Origin of the sequence: Paracoccus sp. R86501 (genome assembly GCF_042466435.1) — a bacterium.
GTDB lineage: Bacteria > Pseudomonadota > Alphaproteobacteria > Rhodobacterales > Rhodobacteraceae > Paracoccus.
Genome location: NZ_JAXHPZ010000001.1, coordinates 2,076,413 through 2,100,657, shown reverse-complemented (window position 1 = coordinate 2,100,657; position 24,245 = coordinate 2,076,413). Strand labels below are relative to the sequence as shown.

Sequence of the window (24,245 nt, the reverse complement as noted above, 5' to 3'; positions counted from 1 at the left end):
CTATTCTGCGCGCCATGACCCGAACGCCCAGCAGTTTCGAAGATATCCCCGACATGGCCGATGAGGTCGCTGTCCTGATGGCATCCCGCTTTGGCGGTGCGCGCCGGGGCGAACGCCCGCCGCTGGTGCAGATGATGCGCCGCCGGGGCGGCGCCCTGCCTGCGGGACTGCGTCGTCGCGCAGCACGTCTGGCCGAGGCGGGCCGCATGTCCGCCCAGCCCAAGGTCGCGCGACAGCTGTCGCTGGATGATGTCGCCCGCGACCACGCGGCGCTGGTTGCCCATCTGCGCCCCTTGGGCGAGATTTCACGCTGGCAGGGGCGGGCGATCGGCTTTGCGGCCTCGGTGGTGCTGGGGTTGCTGGTGCTGGGGGGCGTCGCGCTGTGGGTGATGGTGCGTCGGGGGATGCTCTGAGGGCACATGCACGTGGTGCAACCCTGACCTTCGCAGCCCGCGTCTTGCCAAAGCCCGCCCAAGCTGTTTCGTGGCGTTGAAACCCAATCGCGCGCAGGACTGTCCGATGACCCAGAAATCAGAATTCCGCGCGGCGATCCTGTCGCTGTCGCTTGGCGCATTCGCCATCGGCACGTCAGAGTTCGCGGCGATGGGGCTGTTGCCCTTCTTCGCCTCGGATCTGGGCCTGTCGGACCCGCAGGCGGGCCATGTCATCAGCGCCTATGCGCTTGGCGTGGTGGTCGGCGCACCGCTGACCTCGATCCTTGGGGCCAAGCTGCCGCGGCGGCGGTATCTGGCGGCGCTGATGGCCTTTTATGGACTGGTGAACATGCTGGCGGCGATCATGCCGGGGCTGGCCAGCCTGACGGGCATGCGCTTCCTTGCCGGTCTGCCGCATGGCGGTTTCCTGGGGGTGGCGATGCTTTATGCCGCCGATGCGCTGCCACCGGGACAACGGGCACGGGGCGCTGCGCGGGTGCTGCTGGGCCTGACCATCGCCAATGTCATCGGCGTGCCGCTGGCGGGCTGGATGGGTCAAAGCATCGGCTGGCGGTGGGGCTTTGCGCTGCCGGGTGTGCTGGCGTTGGCTTCGGCCTGGGCAATTCTGCGCTTTGCACCGCGCGTGGGCGGCAACCCCGATGCGCGCCCTTGGGATGAACTGCAGGCGCTGCGCAATCCCCGCGTTCTCTGGGTGCTGGCCGTCGGTGCCATCGGCTTCGGCGGGCTGTTTTCGGTCTATGCCTTCCTGACGGCGGCGATTCTGGCGACGACCGATGCTCCTGCCTATGTGGTTCCGTTGACGCTGGCGGTCTTTGGCGTCGGCGGCACGCTTGGCACCTGGGGCGCGGGCCGCATGACCGAGGCGCTTGGCATCGACCGCGCCGCCTATGTCAGCCTGCTGGCGATGGCGTTGACGCAGGGCTTTGCCGCGCTGGCGGTGGGCAACTGGCCGCTGATGGTGCTGTCGTCCTTCCTGATCGCGGCGGGCGCGGGTCTGGTCATCCCGCTGCAGACCCGGCTGATGGATGTCGCCGGATCGGCGCAAAGCATGGCCGCCGCCATGAACCACGCGGCTTTCAACGCCGCCAACGCGCTTGGGCCCTTCCTTGCGGGGCTGGCGCTGACGGCGGGCTGGGGCTGGCGTGCGCCGGGGATCGTTGGCGTGCTGCTTACGATTGCGGGGGCTGTTGCCTGGACGCTGGCGCTGCGTCACGGCCGGAGAGCACAGGCGGCGGCAGCGACCGCAGGATGACCTGCCGCGAGGTGGAGGCGAATTCGCGCCTCCATGTCACCCACAGCACAATGGCGGTTCCCGCCAGCAGCCCCCATGACCCCGCCAGCCATCCAAGCGAGCCAAGGGCGAAATAGACGCTGCGCAAACCTGCGTTGAAGCTGCGGGCGGCGGTGATGTTCAGATCGCCCGCCTGCATCGCGCGGTCCATCGCATCGGGATGGTCGGGCTGATTGGGCACCGATGCCATCAGCACCGCGCAATAGCCGAACAGCCGGTGCGCCCAGACGAACTTCAGGAAGGCGTTGACGATGAAGAACATCGTCACCAGCAGGCGCAATTCCCAGCCTGTCTCGGCGGTGGGGTCGAACTCGAATTCGGCGGCAATGCCGCGCAGGCGTTCGGCGTTGCCGATCAGCGCCAGCAGGCCGCCCGTGGCGATCATGCAGGCCGATGCGAAAAAGGCCGTGCCTTCGCGCAGGCTGGACAGGATGTTGCCGTCGAAGATGCGCGGGTCGCGTTCGACGAACTGGCGCATCCATTCACGGCGGAACCGCGTCATCAGCACCGATACCGACGGGATCCCGGCAGGCGGTCGTTCGGTGAACCAGCCGATGCCGAACCAGGCCGTGAACAACAGGATCAGCGCCAGAAGGTCGGGCAGCGCCGGGGGATGGGTGATGATCAGGTCGATGGGGTTCATGCCGCGACCTTAGGACGAGGTCACGGCGCTTGAAAGCCCCCGGACAGGCTCCTATCGTCAAAATCGAACAGGCAGGTAGGGGAGGACCGGCCATGATGCAAATGCCCATACCCAATGCATCGGTGATGGCACGGCGGGGCGACATTGTCGCAAGGCTGCAGGCCGCCTTGCCCGGTGCCGTCATCGACGATCCGGCAGAAACCCGCGCCTATGAATGCGATGCGCTGTCGGCCTATCGCTGCGCGCCCTTGGCGGTGGTGCTGCCCGAAACCACGCAGCAGGTGTCGCGCCTGCTGGCGATCTGCCACGAATTGCGCGTGCCGGTGGTGCCGCGCGGGGCGGGGACCAGCCTTGCGGGCGGGTCCATGCCCACGGCGGATGCGGTGGTGATCGGGCTGTCGCGCATGACGGAGGTGCTTGAGGTGTCGTCTCAGGACCGCCTGATCCGCGTGCAGGCGGGGCGCACCAACCTGTCGGTATCGGCCGCGGTGGAAGGCATTGGGTTTTTCTATGCGCCCGACCCCTCCAGCCAGTTGGCCTGCGCGATCGGCGGCAATATCGCCATGAATTCGGGCGGGGCGCATTGCCTGAAATACGGGGTGACGACCAACAACCTGCTGGGCGTCACCATGGTCCTGATGGATGGCAGCGTGGTCGAACTGGGCGGGCCGATGGGCGAAAGCGGTGGTCTGGACCTGCTGGGGGTGATCTGCGGGTCCGAGGGCCAGATGGGCATCGTGACCGAGGCGACCCTGCGCATCCTGCCCCGTCCGGCGGGCGCGCGTCCCGTGCTGATCGGTTTCGACAGCAGCGAAACCGCAGGGGCCTGCGTTGCGGCCATCATCCGTGCGGGCATCATCCCCGTGGCCATCGAATTCATGGACAGCCCCTGCATCCGCGCGACCGAGGCACATGCCCATGCCGGCTATCCCGACGCCGAGGCGCTGCTGATCGTCGAGGTCGAGGGCACCGCCCCGGAAATCGACGAACAGCTGGCGCTGATCCGTGACATCGCCATGCGCTTCGATCCCGTCGAATTCCGCGAAAGCCGGTCCGAGGATGAATCCCGCCGCATCTGGCTGGGCCGCAAGTCGGCCTTCGGGGCGATGGGGCAGATGGGCGATTACATCTGTCTGGACGGCACGATCCCCGTAACGGCGCTGCCCAAGGTGCTGGCTGGCATCGGCGATCTGTCGCGGCAATACGGGCTGGCCGTCGCAAACGTCTTTCACGCGGGCGACGGCAATATGCACCCGCTGATCATCTATGATGCGAACGCGCCCGGCGATCTGGACCGGGCCGAGGCGCTTGGCGCCGACATCCTGCGCCTGTGCGTGCAGGTCGGCGGCTGTCTGACCGGTGAACATGGCGTCGGCATCGAAAAGCGCGACCTGATGAGTGCGCAGTTCGATCCCCCCGATCTGGAGGCGCAGATGCGCGTCAAGGATGCCTTTGATCCGCATTGGCTGCTGAACGCGGCCAAGGTCTTTCCCCTGGACGTCTCGGCCCCGCGCCGCGACCGCCGCCTGAACAGCAAGGCACCCGATGCGGCCTGAAACCGAAGACGAACTTGCCGCCCTGATCCGTGACGCAACCGGCCCGTTGTCGGTCATGGGGGGCGGCACGCGGCTGTGGCCCGGCGAAGGGCAGGGTGCGCGGCTGGACATGACGGCAATGACCGGCATCACGCTTTACGAACCCGAGGCACTGACACTGGTGGTCCGCGCGGGCACCCCCTTGCGCACCGTTCAGGACGCCTTGGCCGCCGAAGGGCAGATGCTGGGGTTCGAACCCGATGATCTGCCCGGTTCGACCATCGGCGGGGTGGCAGCGACCAATGCCTCAGGGCCGCGGCGGGTCCTGTCGGGGGCGGCGCGCGATGCGCTGATCGGCGTGCGTTTCGTGGACGGACAGGGGCAGATCGCCCGCAACGGCGGGCGGGTGATGAAGAACGTGACCGGATACGATCTGGTCAAGCTGATGGCGGGCAGCCGTGGCCAGCTGGGCGTCCTGACCGAACTGGCCTTCCGCACCACCCCCATTCCGCAGGTCACTGAAACATTGCAGATGCGCGACCTTGATCCCGTGACGGCGATCGCGGCGTTTTCGACGGCCCTTGGCGGCCCATTCGATGTCAGTGCCGCGCGCTGGACGCCCGACCACGGGGCGCTGTTCCGGCTGGAGGGGCTGCAGGCCTCGGTCGCCAGTCGCGCAACGGATCTGGGTCAACGGCTGCCGGCATTCGGGCAGGTTTCGCAATTGCCCGATCACCCTTGGGTGCAGACGGCGCGGCCCTCACCGGACGGCGATCTGTGGCGCATCATCTGCCGTCCGTCCGAGACACCGACCCTGCTGGCGCAGCTGCCCGCGCCGCTGTCGCTTGAGTGGGGCGGCGCGCTGATCCACGTCGTGATGCCCGTGGGGCAGTCCCCGGAATTGCCGCGTTTTTCAGGGAACGCGCGACGGATCACGGGCGCAGCGGGGCAGATCCTGCCACCCCCTGATCCCGTCACCGCGCGCCTGCAGGACGATCTGCGCGCGCGTTTCGATCCGCGTGGCATATTTCAGGGGAACAGCTGATGCAGACCAGTTTCACGCCAGAGCAGCTGTCCGATCCGGCCACGGCACATTCCAATGCCATCCTGCGCAGCTGTGTGCATTGCGGGTTCTGCACGGCGACCTGCCCGACCTATCAAGTGTTGGGCGATGAATTGGACAGCCCGCGGGGGCGCATCTACCTTATCAAGGACATGCTGGAATCGGGTCGCCCGGCGGATGAAAAGACGGTCAAGCATATCGACCGCTGCCTCAGTTGCCTCAGCTGCATGACGACATGTCCATCAGGGGTGAATTACGCCCATCTGGTCGATCACGCCCGCAGCCATATCGAGGCGACCTATCGCCGCCCCTGGCGCGACCGCGCGCTGCGCTGGCTGCTGAAATCGGTGATCCCCTATCCGGGGCGGTTCCGGCTGGCGCTGACGGGGGCGAAGCTGGCGCGGCCCTTCAAACGGCTGATGCCTGATGCACGGCTGCGGGCAATGCTGGATATGGCGCCCGCCAAGGTGCCTGCCGTCAGCCGCAACGATACGGGCCAGACATTTCAGGCCATCGGCCCACAGCGCGCCCGCGTCGTTCTGATGATCGGCTGCGCGCAGCGGGCCCTGAACACCGATATCAACGATGCTACCATCCGGCTGTTGCGCCGCGCGGGATGTCAGGTGGTGATCCCGCCGCAATTCGGCTGCTGCGGCGCGCTGACCCTGCATATGGGGCAGGAAAACGACGCGCGCGAACGGGCACGTGACAGCATCGCCCGTCTGCTGGCAGCCGAGGTCGAAGGGGCGTTGGATGCCATCGTTATCAACACCTCGGGGTGCGGGACGACCATCAAGGATTACGGGCATCTGTTCGCAGGCGACCTGATGGAGGATGACGCCCGCCGTGTCGCCGGTCTGGCCCGCGACGTTACCGAGTTTCTGGACCAGCTTGGTCTGCCGGATACTGTCGCGCCAGCGGGGCAGGGGATGCGGGTGGCCTATCATTCCGCCTGTTCGTTGCAGCATGGCCAGCAGATCAAATCGACCCCCAAGGATCTGCTGACCCGCGCGGGCTTTCAGGTGGTCGAGCCGACCGATCCGCATCTGTGCTGTGGATCGGCGGGGACCTACAACCTGTTGCAGCCCGAACTGTCGGCCCAGTTGAAGTCGCGAAAGGTTGCATCGTTGCAGGTGCTTGAACCGCAGGTCATCGCCGCGGGAAACATCGGCTGCATGATGCAGATCGGTGGTGGCACCGCGATTCCGGTCGTCCACACGGTCGAACTGTTGGACTGGGCAACAGGCGGGCCAAAACCTGCGTCATTAGGGTCTTGAACGGCGTCGGGGCGATCCTAGATCAGCAGTACCGGCGGCCATGATGGCGTCGGTATCTGCCCGCCCGGCATACGGGGGGCAAATGTTGACATCGCTTTGACGTAAGGATGTGACCTATGCGTAACTTTGACCTGACCCCGCTTTATCGCGCCTCGATCGGTTTTGACCGACTGGCCGACGTGATGGACCGGACCCTGTCTGCCGATGTGGCAGCCCCGACCTATCCGCCCTATAATATCGAAAAGACTGGCGAGGATGCCTATCGCATTTCCGTCGCCGTGGCCGGTTTCGGTGCCGACGATCTGAATGTCGAGGTCCGTGACGGCTCGGTCATCGTGTCCGCCCGCAAGGCGGATGAGGATGAGACCCGCACCTATCTGCATCGCGGCATCGCCACCCGTGCGTTCGAACGCAAGTTCACGCTGGCCGATCATGTCCGCGTCGAGGGTGCCAGCCATCTGGACGGCATGCTGCACATTGATCTGGTGCGCGAGATCCCCGAGGCGCTGAAACCCCGCCGGATCGAGATCGCCAAGACCGCAACCAAGATCGAGAAACTGGACGCCTGATCCTGCGTCCCGCGACGGCCGGGGGCTGACTGCCCCCGGACCCCCGTTCGCGTTCCGCCGATGTCGGGCGGCGTCTTGTCTAAAGGCGCCGTCTGGCGCGCAGGGCGGCGCTGATCGTGCCGTCATCCAGATAGTCCAACTCCCCGCCGATGGGCACGCCCTGGGCCAAGCCGGTGACCGAGATGTCGCTGTCCACCAGCGCGTCGGCGATATAATGCGCAGTCGTCTGGCCATCGACCGTCGCGTTCAGCGCCAGGATCACCTCGGAGATGTTTTCGCCGTGAATCCGGGCGATCAGCGCTGGTATGCCCAGCTCATCGGGGCCGATTTCATCCAGCGCTGACAGGGTTCCCCCCAGCACATGATAGCGGCCCTTGAAGGCCTGACCGCGTTCCAGCGCCCATAGGTCGGCCACATCCTGCACGACGCAGATTTCGCCAGTAGCGCGGGCGGGATCGGTGCAAATGGCGCATTCATCGCGGTCGGTGATGTTCCCGCAAATGGTGCATTCACGGGAATTTATTGCAACACGGTCTAGCAGCTGCGCCAGTTGCGTCATGTGCTGGCTGCGCTTGCGCACCAGTTGCAGCACGATGCGCCGGGCCGAGCGTGGCCCAAGCCCGGGCAGCCGCGCCATCAGCGCGATCAGCGCCTGAATGTCGTCGCTGCCCTGAGCCATGGATCAGAAGGGCATCTTCATGCCGGCGGGCAGGCCCAGACCTTCGGTCATCTTGCCCATTTCGGCCTGCATCTTTTCTTCGGCGGCGCGCTGCGCTTCCTTGATGGCGGCAAGGATCAGATCCTCGACGACCTCTTTTTCGGACGGCACGAAGATCGAGGGATCGATTTCCAGCGCGGTCAGTTCGCCTTTGACGGTGCAGGACGCCTTGACCAGACCCGCGCCGGATTCGCCGGTGACGGTGACGCTGGACAGGTCTTCCTGCATCTGCGCCATTTTCTCCTGCATCTCCTTGGCGGCTTTCATCATCTTGGCCATATCGCCAATGCCGCCCAAACCCTTGATCATATCTTAGTCCTCATCTTCGAATGGATCCCATTCTTCAACTTCGGCCACGGGGCCTTGGGTTGCATCATGGGGATTTGCTGCGCCTTCGGCCAGATCCTCGACCACGGTCGGGGGCGGGGCGGCGCGGGTGATATTGGTCAGGGTCGCGCCCGGAAAGGCGGCCATGACTTGTTGAACGATAGGCAGGGCCAGCGCGCGGTCGCGGGCGGCCTTGGCCTCGGCCGCGCGGGTTTCCGCGATGGTGGGGGCGCCGCCGGAATTGGTGACGGTCACGGCCCAACGCTGACCGCCGGTCCATCCGCGCAGGCGTTCGGCCAGACGCTGCGCCAGTTCGCGCGGCGGGTCCAGCCGCGGTTCGAACTCGATCCGGCCCGGGCTGTATTTCACCAGCGCGACATGGCGTTCGACCATGACCAGCAGGGTCATGTCACGCATGCGGCGGATCAGTTCCAAGACCGATTCGAAATCCGGATAGCCTTGCAGCACGTCGGGCGACACGGCCAGCGCGGTCGCCGCACCGGACGGCTGGACCACGGGGGCGGGTCGCGCGCGGCGCATGGCCTGCGGGGCGTGGTCTGGCACCTGTCCCTGAACGGCGGGGCCGCGGGCGAATTCGCCGGCATTCTGGGCCTGCTGGACGCGGCGGATCAGCGCCTCGGGGTCGGGTAGGTCGGCGACATGGGTCAGGCGGATGATCGCCATTTCCGCCGCCATCATGGCGTTCGGGGCAGCAGAGACTTCCTCTAACGCTTTCAGCAGCATCTGCCACATGCGCGACAGGACCCGCATCGGCAGGTTTTCCGACAGCTCCTTGCCGCGGGCGCGTTCGTCGGGGGAAATGGTCGGGTCGTCCAGCGCATCCGGTGTGATCTTCACGACCGAAATCCAATGCGTGATCTCGGCCAGATCGCGCAGCACGGCAACCGGATCGGCGCCGTCGGCATATTGCGATTGCAGTTCGGTCAGCGCACCCGCCGCGTCGCCGCGCAGGATCATCTGGAACAGGTCGATGACGCGGCCACGGTCGGCCAGACCCAGCATGGCGCGGACCTGATCGGCGGTGGTTTCCCCCGCGCCGTGGCTGATAGACTGGTCCAGCAGACTGGTCGCGTCACGGGCCGAGCCTTCGGCCGCGCGGGTGATCAGCGCCAGCGCGTCGTCGTTGATCTGGGCGTTTTCCGCGCCTGCGATGCGCTTCAGCAGATCGATCATCACCTCGGGCTCGATCCGGCGCAGATCGAAGCGTTGGCAGCGCGACAGGACCGTCACCGGAACCTTGCGAATTTCCGTGGTGGCAAAGATGAATTTGACGTGCGGGGGCGGTTCCTCAAGCGTCTTCAGCAGCGCGTTGAACGCGCTGGTGGACAGCATGTGAACCTCATCGATGATATAGATCTTATAGCGGGCCGAGGCCGCGCGGTAATGCACCGATTCGATGATCTCGCGGATGTCGCCGACGCCGGTGCGGGATGCGGCGTCCATCTCCATCACGTTAACATGGCGGCCTTCGCTGATGGCCACGCAATGTTCGCAGGTGCCGCAAGGTTCGGTCGTTGGGCCGCCTTCGCCGTCGGGGCCGATACAGTTCATGCCCTTGGCGATGATCCGTGCTGTGGTGGTCTTACCGGTCCCGCGGATGCCGGTCATGATGAAGGCCTGTGCGATGCGATCGGCGGCAAAGGCGTTCTTCAGCGTGCGCACCATCGCGTCCTGACCGACAAGATCGGCGAACGTCTCGGGCCGGTATTTGCGGGCCAGAACCTGATATGCGTTTGTCGTGTCGGTCATCGATCCCCCGGGCGTCGCGCCACCTTAGCGGCGCGTCCCATCTGCCACAACCGGATCACGTCAGGCGGCCAGCAATCCGATGCCGCGCGCACCCGCGATCAGGTCCTCGGCCATCAGATCGGCGTGATCGCCCGACAGCGGCGTCATGTCGGGCACCTGCACCACGGTCATGCCCGCCGCACGGGCGGCACGGGCGCCGATATCGCTGTCCTCGAAAGCCAGACAACGGGTCGGGTCGATGCCAAGGCGCTTTGCGGCCAGCAGATAGACGTCGGGCGCCGGTTTCGGGTCTGGCACGTCGCTGCGGGTCACCACGATGTCAAAGCTGTCGGTCAGGCCGGCGGCGGCCAGCTTTTCACGCGCCTGATCGCTGGTGCTGGACGTGGCGATGGCAAAGGGCAGGCCCATGTCGCGCAGTGCCGCCAGCAGATCGGCCACGTAGGGGCGCAGCGGAATGCCGTCACGGTCGCGGCGTTCGACCAGAGCTTCGGACCACAGGCGGTCCAGCTGGTCAAAATCGAAATCCGCGCCGATATGGTCGCGCAGGATCTTGCGGGCGCTTGGTTCATCCATGCCGACCAGCGAATGCAGCAGGCCCTCGGGGGCGGTCCGTCCCATGCGGTGCAACGCGGCCTCTTGCGTTTCGATGCCCATCTGTTCGGTGGCCAGCAGCGTTCCGTCCAGATCGAAGATCACGGCGTCGAAGCGGGGTTGCGTCATGGGGGGTCCTTTCTTCATGTCCGCCGCTAACATGGGGGCGGTCGCGGCATGTCACAAGTCGCATGGCGACATGACAGCTTTGCGTCGAAAGGAGGGCTGGGTGAGAGGCTGGACAGCGACCCAAGTGGATCCTGTTACGGCTGCTTCCTTCCGGACCTGACCGAGTTGGCAAGACACCTGCCCGCGCCAACCTCTCGACGCGACAAATAGGCAAAGCAGCGGGCGGATGCAAGCCCGCGCATGCGCATCACAGCGAAAGCCGCATCACCGCGAAACCCGCGTCATCCGTGCCCAGATGATCCAGCGGGACGGGAAGGGGGCGCGTCAGGGCGACGGGGGCGGTGGGGAACAGGACCGTCGTGCCGGGCATCGGGGCGAATCGCCAGTTGGGCACCTGCGGCACGCGGATCCTGCGCCGCGTCCGGACATAGCGGCGCAGCACGTCGAGGCTGAGGGCATCGCGGTCCAGCACGACCTCGTTCTGGTTGACCAACGGGCTGAACAACCCGCAGCTGGCCAGACGATAGGAATTGGTCGCCAGAATGAAATGGTCGCCATCCCCCACCGGACGCCCCCGCCAGCGCAGGTCGTGGATGCGGCGGGACGATGCATCGGCCAGACCGCCCTGCGGGGTGAATCGCGCCGGGGCCGACAGGTCGATGCACCATGTCACCCCGTCGATGACGTCGAAATTATAAGTGGGGAACTGCGGGTCCAGCAGGGCCGCGTCATGCGCGCCGGGGGTGATGGTGGCAAAGATGCTAGCCGAACGCTCCAACCATGCGCGCAGCTGCTGGCCGGTGATGCGGATCGCCGTGATCCGGTTGGGATAGGTATAGAGATCGGCCAGATGCCGCATCGCCAGCCGCCCCGCAGGCACGTCGGTATAGGCAGCAGGCCCGCCGCGCCCGCCAGCGCGATAGGGCGCGCTGGCCGACAGCACCGGCAGATCGGCCAGCGCCGTCCCTTGCAGCCGGTGCCGGACATGCCAGCGCTGCGCCATGTTCACCAGCCGCAGCCCGGCGTCATGGCCGATCACCGCGAAATGGCTGTTCAGCGGCGTCTCGGTCCGCCCGATCCGCGTCCCCAGCTGGCGCAGCGTGTCGCGATGGGCACGTGCCAACGGACGCGCCACCAAGGGCAGGCTGGGCGTGCTGGCGGCAATGGGGCGACATTCGACGTTGAAATTACGGATCGCCGGTCCCTGAGCGCCGATCTGCAGATCCAGGTCGATCACCCCCAGATGCGACCCGCCATAGCCCGGCATAACCGCGGGCTTGCCCATCAAGGTGCCGCGCGTGCCGTCCGTTCCGGGGTGGTTCTGCCAGCCGGGACCGGGGAAAACCTCATGCGTGTGGCCGGCGATGACGACATCGATCTGGGGCAGGGCGGCCAGGGCGGTGGCCGCATGCTCCATCCCCGGTTGCGGATCGGGACTGCCGATGCCGCTGTGGGCCAGCGCGATGATCAGATCCGCCCCTTCGGCCTTCAGACGGGGCAGCAAACGGCGCGCCGTTTCAATGATGTCATGGCTGCGCATCACCGGGCGCAGATCCTGATCCCATTCCTCGGTCTTGGGGGGCAGAAAGCCGACGACGGCGATTTGCAGCAGGTGGTCATGGCCCAGATCGTCGGTCAGCCAGCGGTCCAGCATGCAGTATCGGGCGAAATCCTGCCCGCGCGTCATGGTCAGATTGGCCGCCAGCACCGGAAAGCGCGCCTGTGCGACGCTGCGCCGCAGGAAAGGCAGGCCAAAGTTGAAATCATGGTTTCCAAGCGCCACCGCGTCATAGCGCAGCGCGTTCATCGCCGCGATGGCCGGGTGTGTCGCGCCTTTGGTGCCCTGCCGCGCGACGACGTCGCCCATCGGGGCGCCTTGCAGGAAATCGCCGTTGTCCAGCAACAGGCACTGACGGCCCTGCGACCGCAGCTGCTGGATCAGATCGGCCGTGCGCGACAGTCCAAGCCGGTCGCAGGGGCGGTCCGCCAGATAATCATGGGGCAACAGATGCATGTGCATGTCGCTGGTCGCCAGAATGCGCAGGCGCAGGCCGGTCGCGGTCCCCTGTCGGGGGCCGTCCGACCTGTCGGGCAGATGTCCGCCGTCAGGCATTCGCGTGGCTGGATGGGCGATAAGACAAGACGTCCGTCCCCTGTGTGCATGATGGGTCTGTCGCCCTTGGATAGCGCATCGGCGGATTATCGCACAATCAAAGATTGTTCTTGCCACGGGAACTCGCCCGACATCTGTTGCATCGCCGCCCCTGCGGGATGGGGGCGATCCGGGGATGCGGGCCATGGGGCCAAATGCGATGTGGCAGGTCCGGGCGGCGGTCAGACCGGTTGAAAGGCAAGCCTCTTCTGGACTATCACCATCAGGCGTGGAACTGTTCGGCGTGGCTATCTCTATATCGTCAGTGGGTTGTTTCCGATGAAATTTTCAACGCGCATAGATACGGATCTTCCGGCCGAGAAGCTTTTCGAGGCAATCGGCGACTTCGATGCGCTTGAGCGTATGCTGATCGGGCGGGGGGCCAGCGTCTCGCGGATCGATCCGTCGCAGGAACCGGGAATCACCATGGGCTGGAACGTGGGCTTCGACTGGCGGGGCCGTCGGCGCGATCTGCGGCTGGCCGTGACGCGCTTTGACCGTCCAGAACAGGTAACCATGGCAGGCCGATCGAACGCGCTGGACCTGCTGGTGAATGCCACCGTCGTCGCGCTGAGCCGCGTCAAATCGCGCCTGATCTTCGAAACCGAGATCAAGCCGCGCAACATGAAGGCGCGGCTGATGCTGCAGACGGCCAAGCTGGGCAAGGGTCAGATGGACCGCAGGTTCCAGCGCCGGGTCGAGGAATTCGTCAACCAGATGCGCGGCGACCACGGCTGACGCGCGTCATGCCTGCTGGCGCTGCGCCTCGCGCAGCGGGTCGGCGGGATAGACGCCCAGAATATCCAGCGAGGCCGTGAAATAACCCAGTTCGTCCAGCGCACGCTTGACGTTTTCATCCTCGGGGTGGCCTTCGATGTCGGCATAGAACTGGGTCGCGGTGAACACCCCGTCCACCATATAGCTTTCTAGCTTGGTCATGTTGACGCCGTTCGTCGCGAAACCGCCCATGGTCTTGTAAAGCGCGGCGGGAATGTTGCGCACGCGGAAGACAAAGCTGGTCAGCATCCGATCGGCGCGGCGGCTGTGATCGGCCTTTTGCGACATGATCAGAAAGCGCGTGGTGTTGTTCTGGCGGTCCTCGATTTCATCGGCCAGACGTTCCAACCCATAGATTTCGCCGGCCAGGGGCGCGGCAAGGGCTGCCAGCGACGGAATGCCGCGCGCAGCGACTTCCTTGGCGGAACCGGCGGTATCGGCACCCACCATCGGGCTGATCTGATGGTCGCGCAGGAAGCCGCGGCACTGACCCAGCAGGACCGTATGGCTCATGGCCTGACGGATTTCCGACAAGGGTGTTCCGGGCACGGCCAGCAGGCTGATGTGGACGCGGACGAAAGCCTCGTCGATGATCTTGAGGCCGGATTCGGGCAGCAAATGATGGATATCGGCGACGCGGCCATAGGTCGAATTTTCCACCGGCAGCATGGCCAGATCGGCCTCTCCGCCGCGCACGGCTTCGATCACATCCTCGAAGGTGGGGCAGGGCAGGGCCTCCATGTCGGGGCGGGCCGCGCGGCAGGCTTCGTGGCTGTAGGCGCCAAGCTCTCCTTGGAAGGCGATGCGATTCGTGGTCATGGCAAAGCCTCCGATTGTCCAAGAAAGTAAGCGTGCCGAGGTAACTATACCTTGATCACCCAAAGCGAAAGCGGATAGATGTCCCCCGAATTGACGAGCTTACCAAGGCGGGGACCGCACGCGATGTTCAACACCATGACCGTGACCAAGGCAGCCGGCGCCTTTATCGGCGCGCTGCTGTTTCTGATGCTGGCGAACTGGGCAGCCAGCGCGCTGTTCCATGTCGGACCTGCAGGTCATGGCGGCGAACACGGCGAAGAGGAAATCACCCAGGCCTATTCGATCGACGTGCCCGAACCCGCCGCTGGCGGCGATGAGGCCGAGGTCGAGGAGATCGACTTCGAGGCCCTGATGGCCGAAGCCGATGTCGCCGCCGGTGAAAAGCAATGGGCAAAGTGCCGGTCCTGCCACGCACTTGACGGCAGCGACGGCGTCGGCCCCCACCTGAACGGTGTCGTCGGTCGCGAGGTCGCCAGCATCGCGGGCTTCAACTACTCCGGTGCCATGACCGATCACGCCGCCGAGGTTCCGGTCTGGGACGTCGAGGCGATCCAGCACTTCATCGAGAACCCGCGCGGCGTCGTGTCGGGCACGGCCATGTCCTTCGGCGGTCTGAAAAAGCCCGAGGACCGCGCCAACGTCATCGCCTTCATCCAAAGCAATTCCTGATCGCTGAATCCGCGATTTCCGGACAAATGAAGCGGCGCGACTATGCAGGTCGCGCCCTTTTTCGTCGCATATGGCCCGTTCACGAAAACGCGGCTTGAAGGGTGGCGCCCCGCTGGCCTAGCCTGAAGCCTCTGTTTTCAAGGAGCTTGCCCATGCGTCCCACCGCCCTGCTTGCCACATTTCTTGCCAGCCTGACCCTGACGCAGGCCGCAATGGCGCAGGACGGCGATCAGGTGACGCGCACGCATGGCGTCTCGATCTTCGGCGATCTGGCGCTGCCCGCCGATTTCGACCATCTGCCCTATGTGAACCCCGACGCCCCCAAGGGCGGAGAGATGTCGCAGTCGATCCCGAACTCGATGGGGTTCGACAACTACAATCCCTATACCTTCCGCGGGCGGGCGGCGGCGCTGTCCACGGTGATGCTGGAATCCATCCTCGAAGCCCCCGCCGATGAGGTCGGCGCCGCCTATTGCCTGATCTGCGAAAGCTTGGAATATCCCGAAAGCCGCGATTGGGTGATCTTCAACCTGCGCCCCGAGGCACGCTTCAGCGATGGCACGCCCCTGACCGCTGATGACGTGTTGTTCAGCTATGAGACCCTGCGCGACAAGGGGCTCTCCAGCTTTCGCGTGATCATCAAACAGCAGGTGGCACAGGCCGAGGTGCTGGACGATCACCGCATCAAGTTCACCTTCACCCCCGATTACCCGCGCCGCGACGTGATCCAGTCGGTCGGCGGCCTGCCGGTCTTCAGCCGCGCCGATTTCGAGGCGAATGACCGCGATCTGGAACAGACCATGCAGGTTCCGCTGGTCGGATCGGGGCCTTACGTCTTCGACAATGCCGATCTGAACCGCAACATCACGTTCCGCCGCGACCCAGAATACTGGGGCGCCGATCTGCCGATCAACAAGGGTCGGCATAACTTCGACCGGCTGCGCTATGAGTATTTCTCGGATTACGATGCGGCGTTCGAGGCCTTCAAGGCCGGCGAATATACCTTCCGCCGCGAAGTCAGCAGCATCATCTGGGCCAACCGCTATGACTTTCCGGCCATCCAGAAAGGCTGGGTGAAGCAGGAAACCCTGCCCGACGGCAATGTCGCATCCGGTCAGGCCTGGGTGATGAACCTGCGCCGTCCCAAGTTCCAGGATGTCCGCGTCCGCGAAGCGATCGGGCTGATGTTCAACTTCGAATGGTCGAACAAGGCGCTGTTCTATGGGCTCTACGACCGCGTCAACAGCTTCTGGGAAAACAGCGATCTGGAAGCGACGGGAACCCCATCCGAAGGCGAACTGGCGCTGCTGGAACCGCTTGCCGCCGATCTGCCCGACGGTGTCCTGACCGCCGAAGTCGCCACCGCCCCCCTCAGTGGCGAACGCCAGACCGACCGCGGGAACCTGCGCAAGGCCGCGGCCCTGCTGAACGAGGCGGGTTGGGAAACCGGCAGCGACGGCTTGCGCCGCAACGCCGATGGTCAGGTCCTGACGCTGGAGATCCTGAACGACAGCCAGACCTTCGACCGCGTCATCAACCCCTTCGTCGAAAACCTGCGCGCCCTCGGCATCGATGCCCGCAACAGCCGTGTCGACAATGCCGAATATGAAAACCGCGCCCGCAGCTTCGATTTCGATGTCATCAGCGACCAACTGGGCCAGCCGGAAATTCCCGGTGCAGGGCTGCAGCAGGCCTTCGGGTCCGCCAATGTCGGCGATGTCTTCAACCCGGCGGGCGTCGCCAACCCCGCCATCGACGCGCTGATCACGCAGGTCGAGGCCGCAACCACCCAGGATGAGCTGAACACCCGCGTCCATGCGCTGGACCGTGCCCTGCGCAGCCTGCACTTCTGGATCCCGCAATGGTATAACGCCAACCACCTTGTCGCCTATTACGACCAGTTCGGCCGTCCGGACGACCTGCCGCCCTATGCATTGGGGGAAATGGATTTCTGGTGGTATGACGCCGACAAGGCGCAAGCTTTGCGCGATGCCGGAGCGCTGCGGCGCTAAGGCATTTCGCTTGATTTTCGATGCCCGATTGCCGACAAGACGGGCCAACGACAGAAGGGGCCGCCAAGGCCCGAATGACCCTGCAAGGGGGACGGAAGGGCAAGGCTGATGGGCGCCTATATCCTGCGGCGTTTGCTGCTGATCATCCCGACACTGGTCGGCATCATGCTGGTCAATTTCACGCTGACCCAATTCGTGCCGGGCGGGCCGATCGAACAGATCGCCGCCCAGATTCAGGGCGAGGGCGACGCCTTCCGCAATATTTCCGGCGGCGGTGCCGAGGCAGGGCAGGCCGCACCGTCGGGCTATGAAGGCGCGCGCGGCCTGCCGCCCGAATTCATCGCCCAGCTGGAACAGGAATTCGGTTTCGACAAGCCGCCGGTCGAACGCTTCTTCACCATGCTGTGGAACTACCTGCGCTTCGATTTCGGGACCAGCTGGTTCCGATCGATCAGCGTGGTCGATCTGGTGCTGGAAAAGATGCCCGTTTCGATCACCCTGGGGCTGTGGTCCACGGTGATCGCCTATGTCATCTCGATCCCGCTTGGCATCCGCAAGGCGATGCGGGACGGATCGCGGTTCGACACATGGACCTCGGGCGTGATCATCATGGCCTATGCGATCCCGGCCTTCCTGTTCGCGGTGCTGCTGATGGTGCTGTTCGCGGGCGGCAGCTATTGGCAGATCTTTCCGCTGCGCGGCCTGACATCGGACAACTTCGGGGACCTGACCGCCTGGGGCAAGATCAAGGACTATGCCTGGCACGCCACCCTGCCGGTGCTGGCCGCGACCATCAGCAGCTTTGCCACCCTGACCCTGCTGACCAAGAACAGCTTTCTGGACGAGATCAACAAGCAATACGTCATGACCGCCCGCGCCAAGGGCCTGACCGAACGCCGCGTGCTGTATGGTCACGTCTTCCGCAACGCCATGCTGATCGTGATCGCGGGCTTTCCGGCGATGTTCCTGGGCGTCTTCTTCGGATCATCCATCCTGATCGAGACGATCTTTTCGCTGGACGGTCTGGGCCGTTTGGGGTTCGAGGCGGCGGTCCAGCGTGACTATCCGGTCATCTTCGGGACACTTTACGTCTTTGGCCTGATGTCGCTGGTCGTCGGCATCCTGTCGGACCTGATGTATGTCTTTGTCGATCCGCGCATCGATTTCGAAAAGAGGGCAGGCTGATGGCGATGTCGGAACTCAACCGCCGCCGTTTGCGCAACTTCCGCCGCAACGGACGGGCCTTCTGGTCGCTGGTGATCTTTGCCGTGCTGTTCGTCGGCGCGATGTTCGCCGAGGTGGTGGCCAACGACAAACCCATCGTCGTCAGCTATCGCGGCGATCTGTTCTTCCCCGCCTATAACTTTTACCCCGAAACGGCTTTCGGCGGTGATTTCGGGACCGAGGCGATCTATCGCGACGAGGCCGTGCAATGCCTGATCGTGTCAGGGGGCCGCGAAGGATGCTGGGATGATCCCGAAGGGCTGATCGATGCGGTCAAATCGGGCAACAGCGATGTGCCCGATGCCGAGCAGGGCTGGATGATCTGGCCGCCCATCCCCTATCACTTCCGCACCATCAACAATGTCGGCACCGCGCCCAGTGCGCCCGACGGCGCGCATTTGCTGGGCACGGATGACACCGCGCGCGATGTGCTGGCGCGGGTGATCTATGGCTTCCGCACCTCGATCCTGTTCACGCTGATCGTGACGGTGGTGGCATCCACCATTGGCATCGCGGCGGGTGCGGTGCAGGGCTATTTCGGCGGGCGGACCGACCTTGTTTTCCAGCGTGTGCTGGAGATCTGGGCATCCACCCCCGGCCTTTATGTCATCATCATCCTGTTCGCGATCTTGGGGCGCAGCTTCTGGTTGCTGGTCTTCGTCACAATCCTGTTCGGCTGGCCCGCCTTGGTGGGCGTAGTGCGGGCGGAATTCCTGCGGGCGCGGAACTTCGAATATGTCCGGGCGGCGCGTGCGTTGGGGGTCAGCGATATGAAGATCATGTTCCGCCACATCCTGCCCAACGCGATGGTGGCGACGCTGACCATGCTGCCCTTCGTCGTTACCGGCACGATCAGCGGTCTGGCGGCGCTGGATTACCTTGGTTACGGCCTGCCCGCAGGGTCGGCCTCGCTTGGGGAAATGGCGTTGCAGGCCAAGCAGAACCTGCAGGCACCATGGCTGGCCTTCACCTCGTTCTTCACCTTCGCGATCATGCTGTCGCTGCTGGTGTTCATCTTCGAGGGGGTGCGTGACGCATTCGACCCCAGAAAGACCTTCCGATGACCGGACCTGACGACCAAGGCGAACTGCACCCTACCATTCCAGCCGCCGGTGCCGAAGCTGCCGTGGCCGAGGGTCACGGCGCATCCATGCCCGGCAGCGCCGATGGACATGCAACAGATGCGGGGCGGTCGGATGCAGTTCTGGATGTGCGCGACCTGAAGATCGGCTTTCGCAACGAAGGCAAGCTGTCGCTGGCCGTCAAAGGCGTCAGCTTCCATGTCGGGCGCGGAGAAACCGTGGCGCTGGTCGGGGAATCGGGGTCGGGGAAATCGGTGACGGCACTTAGCACGGTGCAATTGCTGGGGGCCTCCGCTGAAATCCAAGGCTCGGTCAGCTATGCGGGGCGGCAGATGGTCGGCGCGCCCGAAAAGACCCTGCGCGAGATCCGCGGCAACGATATCAGCTTTATCTTCCAGGAACCGATGACATCGCTGAACCCGCTGCACACGCTGGAAAAGCAGCTGTCGGAGAGCTTGGCGCTGCATCAGGGGCTGACGGGGGCCAAGGCGCGCGCGCGGATCGTGCAGCTGCTGGACCGCGTGGGCATCCGCGACGCCGAAAGCCGTCTGGCTGATTATCCGCACCAATTGTCCGGCGGGCAACGCCAGCGCGTGATGATCGCCATGGCACTGGCCAATGGGCCGGACCTGCTGATCGCGGATGAACCGACGACCGCGCTGGATGTGACCATTCAGGCGCAAATCCTTGAACTGCTGGCCGAACTGAAGGCCGACGAAGGCCTGTCGATGCTGTTCATCAGCCACGATCTGGGCATCGTGCGACGCATCGCCGACCGCGTCTGCGTCATGAAAGACGGAGAGATCGTCGAGCAAGGCCCCGTTGAACAGATCTTCGCCAATCCGCAGCACCCCTATACGCAAAAGCTGCTGAATGCCGCCCCGACGGGGCAGGCCGAGCCTTTGCCCGATGACGCACCGGTTCTGGTGCAGACCTGCGACCTGAAGGTCTGGTTCCCGGTCAAGCGCGGGCTGATGCGCCGCGTCGTCGGTCACATCAAGGCCGTGAACGGTGCGACGCTGGACCTGCGTGCGGGGCAAACGCTTGGGATCGTGGGCGAATCGGGCAGCGGCAAGACCACGCTGGCCTTGGCCATCATGCGGCTGATCGCCAGCGACGGGCCGATTCTGTACATGGGGCAGGACATTCAGGGCTGGGGCTCGAAACAGCTGCGCGCCCTGCGTCGCGACATGCAGATAGTGTTCCAGGACCCCTTCGGCAGCCTGTCGCCGCGTATGACCGTCGAGCAGATCATCACCGAAGGCCTGGGCGTCCATGGCATCGAAAAGGGCTGCGACCGCCGCCAGATGGTCGCCGAGATCATGACCGAGGTCGGCTTGCAGCCCGACATGATGCACCGCTATCCGCATGAATTCAGCGGCGGCCAGCGGCAGCGCATCGCCATTGCCCGCGCAATGATCCTGCGCCCCAAGGTGGTGGTGCTGGACGAACCGACCAGCGCGCTGGACATGACGGTGCAGGTGCAGATCGTCGATCTGCTGCGCAACCTTCAGCGGAAATACGGGCTGGCCTTCCTGTTCATCAGCCACGATCTGCGGGTCGTGCGGGCCATGTCGCATGAGATCATGGTCATGCGCGCAGGTGAGGTCGTCGAGCAGGGTAGCGCCGCGCAGATTTTCGATGCGCCGACCCATGGCTATACCATCAACCTGCTGAACGCGGCATTTCCACAGGGACGTCCGTGAAGATCCTGTTCGTCCACCAGAACTTTCCCGGTCAGTTTCCGCATCTGGCGGCGGAACTGCAGCGTCGCGGCCATGACGTGCTGGCGCTGACCGATGAAAAGAACCAGCGGGCCAGCCCTGTGCGGACCATGCGCTACAAATCGCCTGAGGGGGTCAAGACCGACAGCCCCCTTGGCCGGGTCTATTCCGAACATGCCGAACGCGGTCTGATGGCGGCGCGTGGTGCGCGGGCGCTGCGCGACCGTCACGATTATTCCCCCGACATCATCATCGGCCATCCCGGCTGGGGCGAGACGCTGTTTTTGCAGGAAATCTGGCCCAAGGCGCGCCTGCTGGTCTATGCCGAACTGATGTATCGCACCCACGGCCATGATGTCGGCTTCGATCCCGAAATCAGCCCGGCCTCGGACGAGGGTCGTTTCATGACCATCGCCCGATCCGCGCATCTGCTGCAAAGCGTGATTCAGGCGGATGCGGCCATTGCGCCGACGCGGTATCAGGCGGGCAGCTTTCCACCGGAATTGCGCGGCAAGATCAGCGTCATCCACGATGGCATCGACACGGATCGCGTCAGCCCCGACCCCTATGCCAGCCTGACCCTGCCCGACGGCAGCGTGCTGACCCAGCAGGACGAGGTGCTGTCATTCGTTTCCAGATCGCTGGAACCCTATCGCGGGTTTCACATCTTCATGCGCGCCCTGCCGCAGATCCTGAAGGCGCAGCCCAACGCCAAGGTTGTTCTGGTCGGGGCCGAGGGCGTCAGCTATGGCGGCAAGCCGCGCGACGCGGGCAGCTGGAAGGAAAAGCTGCTGGCCGAGGTCGGCAGCCAGCTGGACCTGTCGCGGGTGCATTTCCTGGGGCGGGTGCCCTATGAAACCTATCTGTCGCTGCTGCGCGTGGCGCGGGTGCATTGCTATCTGACCTATCCCTTCGTGCTGTCGTGGTCGCTGACCGAGGCGATGGCGGCGGGCTGTTACGTGGTCGGGTCAGACACGGAACCGGTGCGCGAATTGATCACGGATGGCGAAAACGGGCGGCTGGTGCCGTTCTTCGACGTTGACGCCTTGGCAAGCGCGCTGGTCCTTGGCCTGTCGGGCGATCCCGATGCCCCCCGTCTGCGGCAGGCCGCCCGCGATACGATCCTGCAAGGGTATGACCTGCGCACCCTTTGCCTGCCTGCCCAGATAGACTGGGTGGAAAGCCAGGGGGCGATGCGGTAAACCCTTTCGACTTCACGAAAGAGGCCCAGATGGTCCAGATCCGACTGACGAACACCCGCACGAAGCGCAAGGAGGACCTTGCGCCCATCGATCCCGAAAACGTCCGTCTGTATCTTTGCGGACCGACGGTCTATGACCGCGCGCATCTGGGCAATGCCCGCCCGGTGCTGGTTTTTGACGTGCTGGTGCGCCTGCTGCGCCATGCCTATGGCGCCGATCACGTCACCTATGTGCGCAATTTCACTGACGTGGACGACAAGATCAACGCCGAGGCACAGCGCCGCCGCGCCGCAGGCAGCGATCTGTCGCTGGAGGCGCTGATCGACGAGCGCACCGCCGAAACCATCGGCTGGTATCACGCCGACATGGACGCGCTTGGCGCGGCCCGCCCCGATCACGAACCCCACGCGACGCAATATATCGCCGAGATGATCGCGATGAACGCGGACCTGATCGCCAAGGGCCATGCCTATGAGGCCGAGGGGCATGTGCTGTTCGACGTGCGGTCCTTCCCCGAATACGGCAAGTTGTCGGGGCGCTCGGTCGATGACATGATCGCCGGCGCGCGGGTTGAGGTGGCACCCTTCAAGCGCGACCCGATGGATTTCGTGCTGTGGAAGCCCTCGTCGGACGATCTGCCGGGGTGGGATAGCCCTTGGGGCCGCGGGCGACCGGGCTGGCATATCGAATGCTCGGCCATGTCGGCGGCGCTGCTGGGCACGCATTTCGACATCCACGGCGGTGGCATCGACCTGCAATTCCCGCACCACGAAAACGAGATCGCCCAGAGCTGCTGCGCCCATCCGGGCGAGGGCTTCGCCAACATCTGGCTGCACAACGAGATGCTGCAGGTCGAGGGCAAGAAGATGTCGAAGTCGCTTGGCAACTTCTTCACCGTGCGCGACCTGCTGGACAAGGGGATCCCCGGAGAGGTCATCCGTTTTGTCATGCTGTCCACGCATTACCGCAAGCCGATGGACTGGACCGAAGCCAAGGCCGCCGATGCCGAAGCGGTGCTTCGGCGGTGGCATGGGCTTGTCGCGGGCATCGAGCCCGCGACAAGCCCGGCACCCTCGGTGATCGCGGCGCTTGCTGACGACCTGAACTCTGCGGGTGCCATTGCGGCCTTGCACGAATTGGCGGCCAAGGGGGACGGGCCGGGGCTGTTGGCCTCGGCGCGGATGCTGGGGCTGTTGCTGCCGGAACTGGCGGGATGGGCGCAGGCCGATGATGCGGCTTCGGTGCAGATCGAGGCGTTGCTGGCGGCACGGCTGGAGGCCCGAAAGGCCCGCGATTTTGCCCGTGCCGATGCGATCCGCGATGGCTTTGCCGCGGCGGGGGTCGAGGTCAAGGACACGCCCACAGGTCCCGAATGGTCGCTGGCCACAGGTTTTGACGCCGCACGGTTGGCCGATTTGGCGAAAGCCCATGGCGCATGACCATCGACGCTTGCAGTGAAATGCTGCGCCAGCAGGACCCCGACCGTTTCGGGGCCGTACTGGCGGCGGAACAGGCGGATCGGCCTGCGCTAGTCACGCTCTATGCGCTGAACCTTGAGATCGCCCGTGCGCCCTTCCAGTCGGCCGAACCGATGCTGGCCGAAATGCGCCTGCAATGGTGGGTTGACCGGCTGGCTGAGATGGGGCAGGGCACCGCGCCGCCCCTGCATGACGTGCTGACGCCGCTTTGGGAGGCTTGGGGGGCGCAGGCCGGGACGCTGGTGGATCTGGCCGAGGCCCGACGCCGCGATTGCGAACGCGAGCCCTTCCGTTCGACATCCGAGGTGGTCGATTACGTCGATACCACGGCGGGCGGGCTGGTCTGGGCGGCGGCGCATCGCTGCGGCGCCCCCGAAGGCACGCGCGAGATCGTGGCCCATCAGGCGCGCGGCGCAGGCATTGCCGCATGGCTGCGCGCCCTGCCGCAATTGCAGGCAATGGGGCTGGGGATGGACCGCCCCGATCCCGAACACCTAAAGGATCTGACGGCGCTTGCCCGCGAGGGGCTGCGGATGGCGGCACGTCAGCACCGCAAGTTGCCTGCCCGCGCGGCGGCCGCGCTTTATCCCGGCCCCCGCGTGCCGCGCCTGCTGAGCGAGATCGCCTCGGGGCGGGTGGATGCCTATGCCGAGACCATCGCGCTGACGCCCTTCCAGCGGCGGGCCTCGCTGGCGCGGCTGGCGATGACCGGGCGGTGGTGGCGCTGAAGAAAGCGCT

The 24,245-nt window shown here is 65.0% G+C and carries 22 protein-coding genes and 1 other RNA gene; 15 read left to right on the top strand and 8 right to left on the bottom strand.

Features of this window, described 5'->3' with window-relative positions:
* Positions 1-14 precede the first annotated feature (14 nt).
* Both SJY40_RS10180 and SJY40_RS10175 read left to right on the top strand, forming a co-directional pair.
* On the top strand, positions 15-413 hold the full coding sequence (locus SJY40_RS10180) for a hypothetical protein (RefSeq protein ID WP_378945839.1): 399 nt from the start codon (positions 15-17) through the stop codon (positions 411-413).
* A gap of 106 nt (positions 414-519) precedes the next feature.
* Positions 520-1,707: an MFS transporter gene (locus tag SJY40_RS10175; RefSeq protein WP_378945837.1), complete on the top strand. Its 1,188-nt coding sequence runs from the start codon at positions 520-522 to the stop codon at positions 1,705-1,707.
* Here the strand turns inward: SJY40_RS10175 and SJY40_RS10170 are convergent.
* The gene (locus SJY40_RS10170) at positions 1,625-2,389 is read right to left on the bottom strand and encodes a DUF599 domain-containing protein (RefSeq protein ID WP_378945834.1); all 765 of its coding nucleotides are present in this window, start codon (positions 2,387-2,389) and stop codon (positions 1,625-1,627) included. The genes SJY40_RS10175 and SJY40_RS10170 overlap by 83 nt on opposite strands.
* Before the next feature lie 95 nt (positions 2,390-2,484).
* Between SJY40_RS10170 and SJY40_RS10165 the strand changes: the two genes are divergently transcribed.
* The 4 genes from SJY40_RS10165 to SJY40_RS10150 all read left to right on the top strand — a co-directional run bounded on the left by SJY40_RS10165 (position 2,485) and on the right by SJY40_RS10150 (position 6,833).
* Positions 2,485-3,945: an FAD-linked oxidase C-terminal domain-containing protein gene (locus tag SJY40_RS10165; RefSeq protein ID WP_378948376.1), complete on the top strand. Its 1,461-nt coding sequence runs from the start codon at positions 2,485-2,487 to the stop codon at positions 3,943-3,945.
* A complete protein-coding gene (locus SJY40_RS10160; protein WP_378945831.1) occupies positions 3,935-4,969 on the top strand; it encodes an FAD-binding protein in 1,035 nt (344 codons plus the stop codon). Before SJY40_RS10165 ends, SJY40_RS10160 begins: the two co-directional genes overlap by 11 nt.
* Positions 4,969-6,264 carry a glycolate oxidase subunit GlcF gene (glcF, locus tag SJY40_RS10155; protein WP_378945828.1) on the top strand — a complete coding sequence of 432 codons (1,296 nt, stop codon included), beginning with the start codon at positions 4,969-4,971 and terminating at the stop codon, positions 6,262-6,264. The genes SJY40_RS10160 and glcF overlap by 1 nt, the downstream gene beginning before the upstream one ends.
* A gap of 116 nt (positions 6,265-6,380) precedes the next feature.
* A complete protein-coding gene (locus SJY40_RS10150) occupies positions 6,381-6,833 on the top strand; it encodes an Hsp20 family protein (RefSeq protein WP_378945826.1) in 453 nt (150 codons plus the stop codon).
* Positions 6,834-6,912: 79 nt separating this feature from the next.
* On the opposite strand, the gene recR is transcribed toward SJY40_RS10150, so the two are convergent.
* From recR to SJY40_RS10120, 6 genes are all read right to left on the bottom strand, one after another.
* Positions 6,913-7,512 (bottom strand): recombination mediator RecR, encoded by a 600-nt coding sequence (gene recR / locus SJY40_RS10145; protein WP_378945823.1) that lies wholly within the window; start codon positions 7,510-7,512, stop codon positions 6,913-6,915.
* A gap of 3 nt (positions 7,513-7,515) precedes the next feature.
* On the bottom strand, positions 7,516-7,860 hold the full coding sequence (locus SJY40_RS10140; protein WP_378945821.1) for a YbaB/EbfC family nucleoid-associated protein: 345 nt from the start codon (positions 7,858-7,860) through the stop codon (positions 7,516-7,518).
* Between the two features lie 3 nt (positions 7,861-7,863).
* Entirely contained in the window at positions 7,864-9,648 is a 1,785-nt protein-coding gene (locus SJY40_RS10135; protein ID WP_378945818.1) for a DNA polymerase III subunit gamma/tau, read from the bottom strand.
* A 60-nt stretch (positions 9,649-9,708) separates the two neighbouring features.
* Positions 9,709-10,368 (bottom strand): HAD family hydrolase, encoded by a 660-nt coding sequence (locus tag SJY40_RS10130; protein WP_378945815.1) that lies wholly within the window; start codon positions 10,366-10,368, stop codon positions 9,709-9,711.
* A gap of 99 nt (positions 10,369-10,467) precedes the next feature.
* Positions 10,468-10,564: signal recognition particle sRNA small type (gene ffs, locus SJY40_RS10125), an RNA gene on the bottom strand.
* Positions 10,565-10,615: 51 nt separating this feature from the next.
* A complete protein-coding gene (locus tag SJY40_RS10120; RefSeq protein WP_378945812.1) occupies positions 10,616-12,481 on the bottom strand; it encodes a bifunctional 2',3'-cyclic-nucleotide 2'-phosphodiesterase/3'-nucleotidase in 1,866 nt (621 codons plus the stop codon).
* Positions 12,482-12,799: 318 nt separating this feature from the next.
* Here SJY40_RS10120 and SJY40_RS10115 point away from each other — a divergent pair, with 318 nt between their 5' ends.
* Entirely contained in the window at positions 12,800-13,258 is a 459-nt protein-coding gene (locus tag SJY40_RS10115; protein WP_378945809.1) for an SRPBCC family protein, read from the top strand.
* Between the two features lie 6 nt (positions 13,259-13,264).
* On the opposite strand, the gene SJY40_RS10110 is transcribed toward SJY40_RS10115, so the two are convergent.
* Complete coding sequence (locus SJY40_RS10110) at positions 13,265-14,116, bottom strand: prephenate dehydratase (protein ID WP_378945806.1); 852 nt, start codon at positions 14,114-14,116, stop codon at positions 13,265-13,267.
* Between the two features lie 123 nt (positions 14,117-14,239).
* Between SJY40_RS10110 and SJY40_RS10105 the strand changes: the two genes are divergently transcribed.
* From SJY40_RS10105 to SJY40_RS10070, 8 genes are all read left to right on the top strand, one after another.
* Positions 14,240-14,785, top strand: coding sequence for a c-type cytochrome (locus SJY40_RS10105; RefSeq protein WP_378945803.1), 546 nt, complete (start codon positions 14,240-14,242; stop codon positions 14,783-14,785).
* A 152-nt stretch (positions 14,786-14,937) separates the two neighbouring features.
* Positions 14,938-16,797 (top strand): extracellular solute-binding protein, encoded by a 1,860-nt coding sequence (locus SJY40_RS10100; RefSeq protein WP_378945800.1) that lies wholly within the window; start codon positions 14,938-14,940, stop codon positions 16,795-16,797.
* A gap of 108 nt (positions 16,798-16,905) precedes the next feature.
* Positions 16,906-17,982 carry a microcin C ABC transporter permease YejB gene (locus SJY40_RS10095; RefSeq protein ID WP_378945798.1) on the top strand — a complete coding sequence of 359 codons (1,077 nt, stop codon included), beginning with the start codon at positions 16,906-16,908 and terminating at the stop codon, positions 17,980-17,982.
* Positions 17,982-19,085, top strand: coding sequence for an ABC transporter permease (locus SJY40_RS10090; protein ID WP_378945795.1), 1,104 nt, complete (start codon positions 17,982-17,984; stop codon positions 19,083-19,085). The genes SJY40_RS10095 and SJY40_RS10090 overlap by 1 nt, the downstream gene beginning before the upstream one ends.
* 86 nt (positions 19,086-19,171) lie before the next feature.
* Entirely contained in the window at positions 19,172-20,809 is a 1,638-nt protein-coding gene (locus tag SJY40_RS10085; RefSeq protein ID WP_378948373.1) for an ABC transporter ATP-binding protein, read from the top strand.
* Entirely contained in the window at positions 20,806-22,029 is a 1,224-nt protein-coding gene (locus tag SJY40_RS10080) for a glycosyltransferase family 4 protein (RefSeq protein ID WP_378945792.1), read from the top strand. The genes SJY40_RS10085 and SJY40_RS10080 overlap by 4 nt, the downstream gene beginning before the upstream one ends.
* 29 nt (positions 22,030-22,058) lie before the next feature.
* Positions 22,059-23,468 carry a cysteine--tRNA ligase gene (gene cysS, locus SJY40_RS10075; RefSeq protein ID WP_378945789.1) on the top strand — a complete coding sequence of 470 codons (1,410 nt, stop codon included), beginning with the start codon at positions 22,059-22,061 and terminating at the stop codon, positions 23,466-23,468.
* A complete protein-coding gene (locus SJY40_RS10070; protein ID WP_378945786.1) occupies positions 23,465-24,235 on the top strand; it encodes a squalene/phytoene synthase family protein in 771 nt (256 codons plus the stop codon). Before cysS ends, SJY40_RS10070 begins: the two co-directional genes overlap by 4 nt.
* The last annotated feature ends 10 nt before the right edge of the window (positions 24,236-24,245 follow it).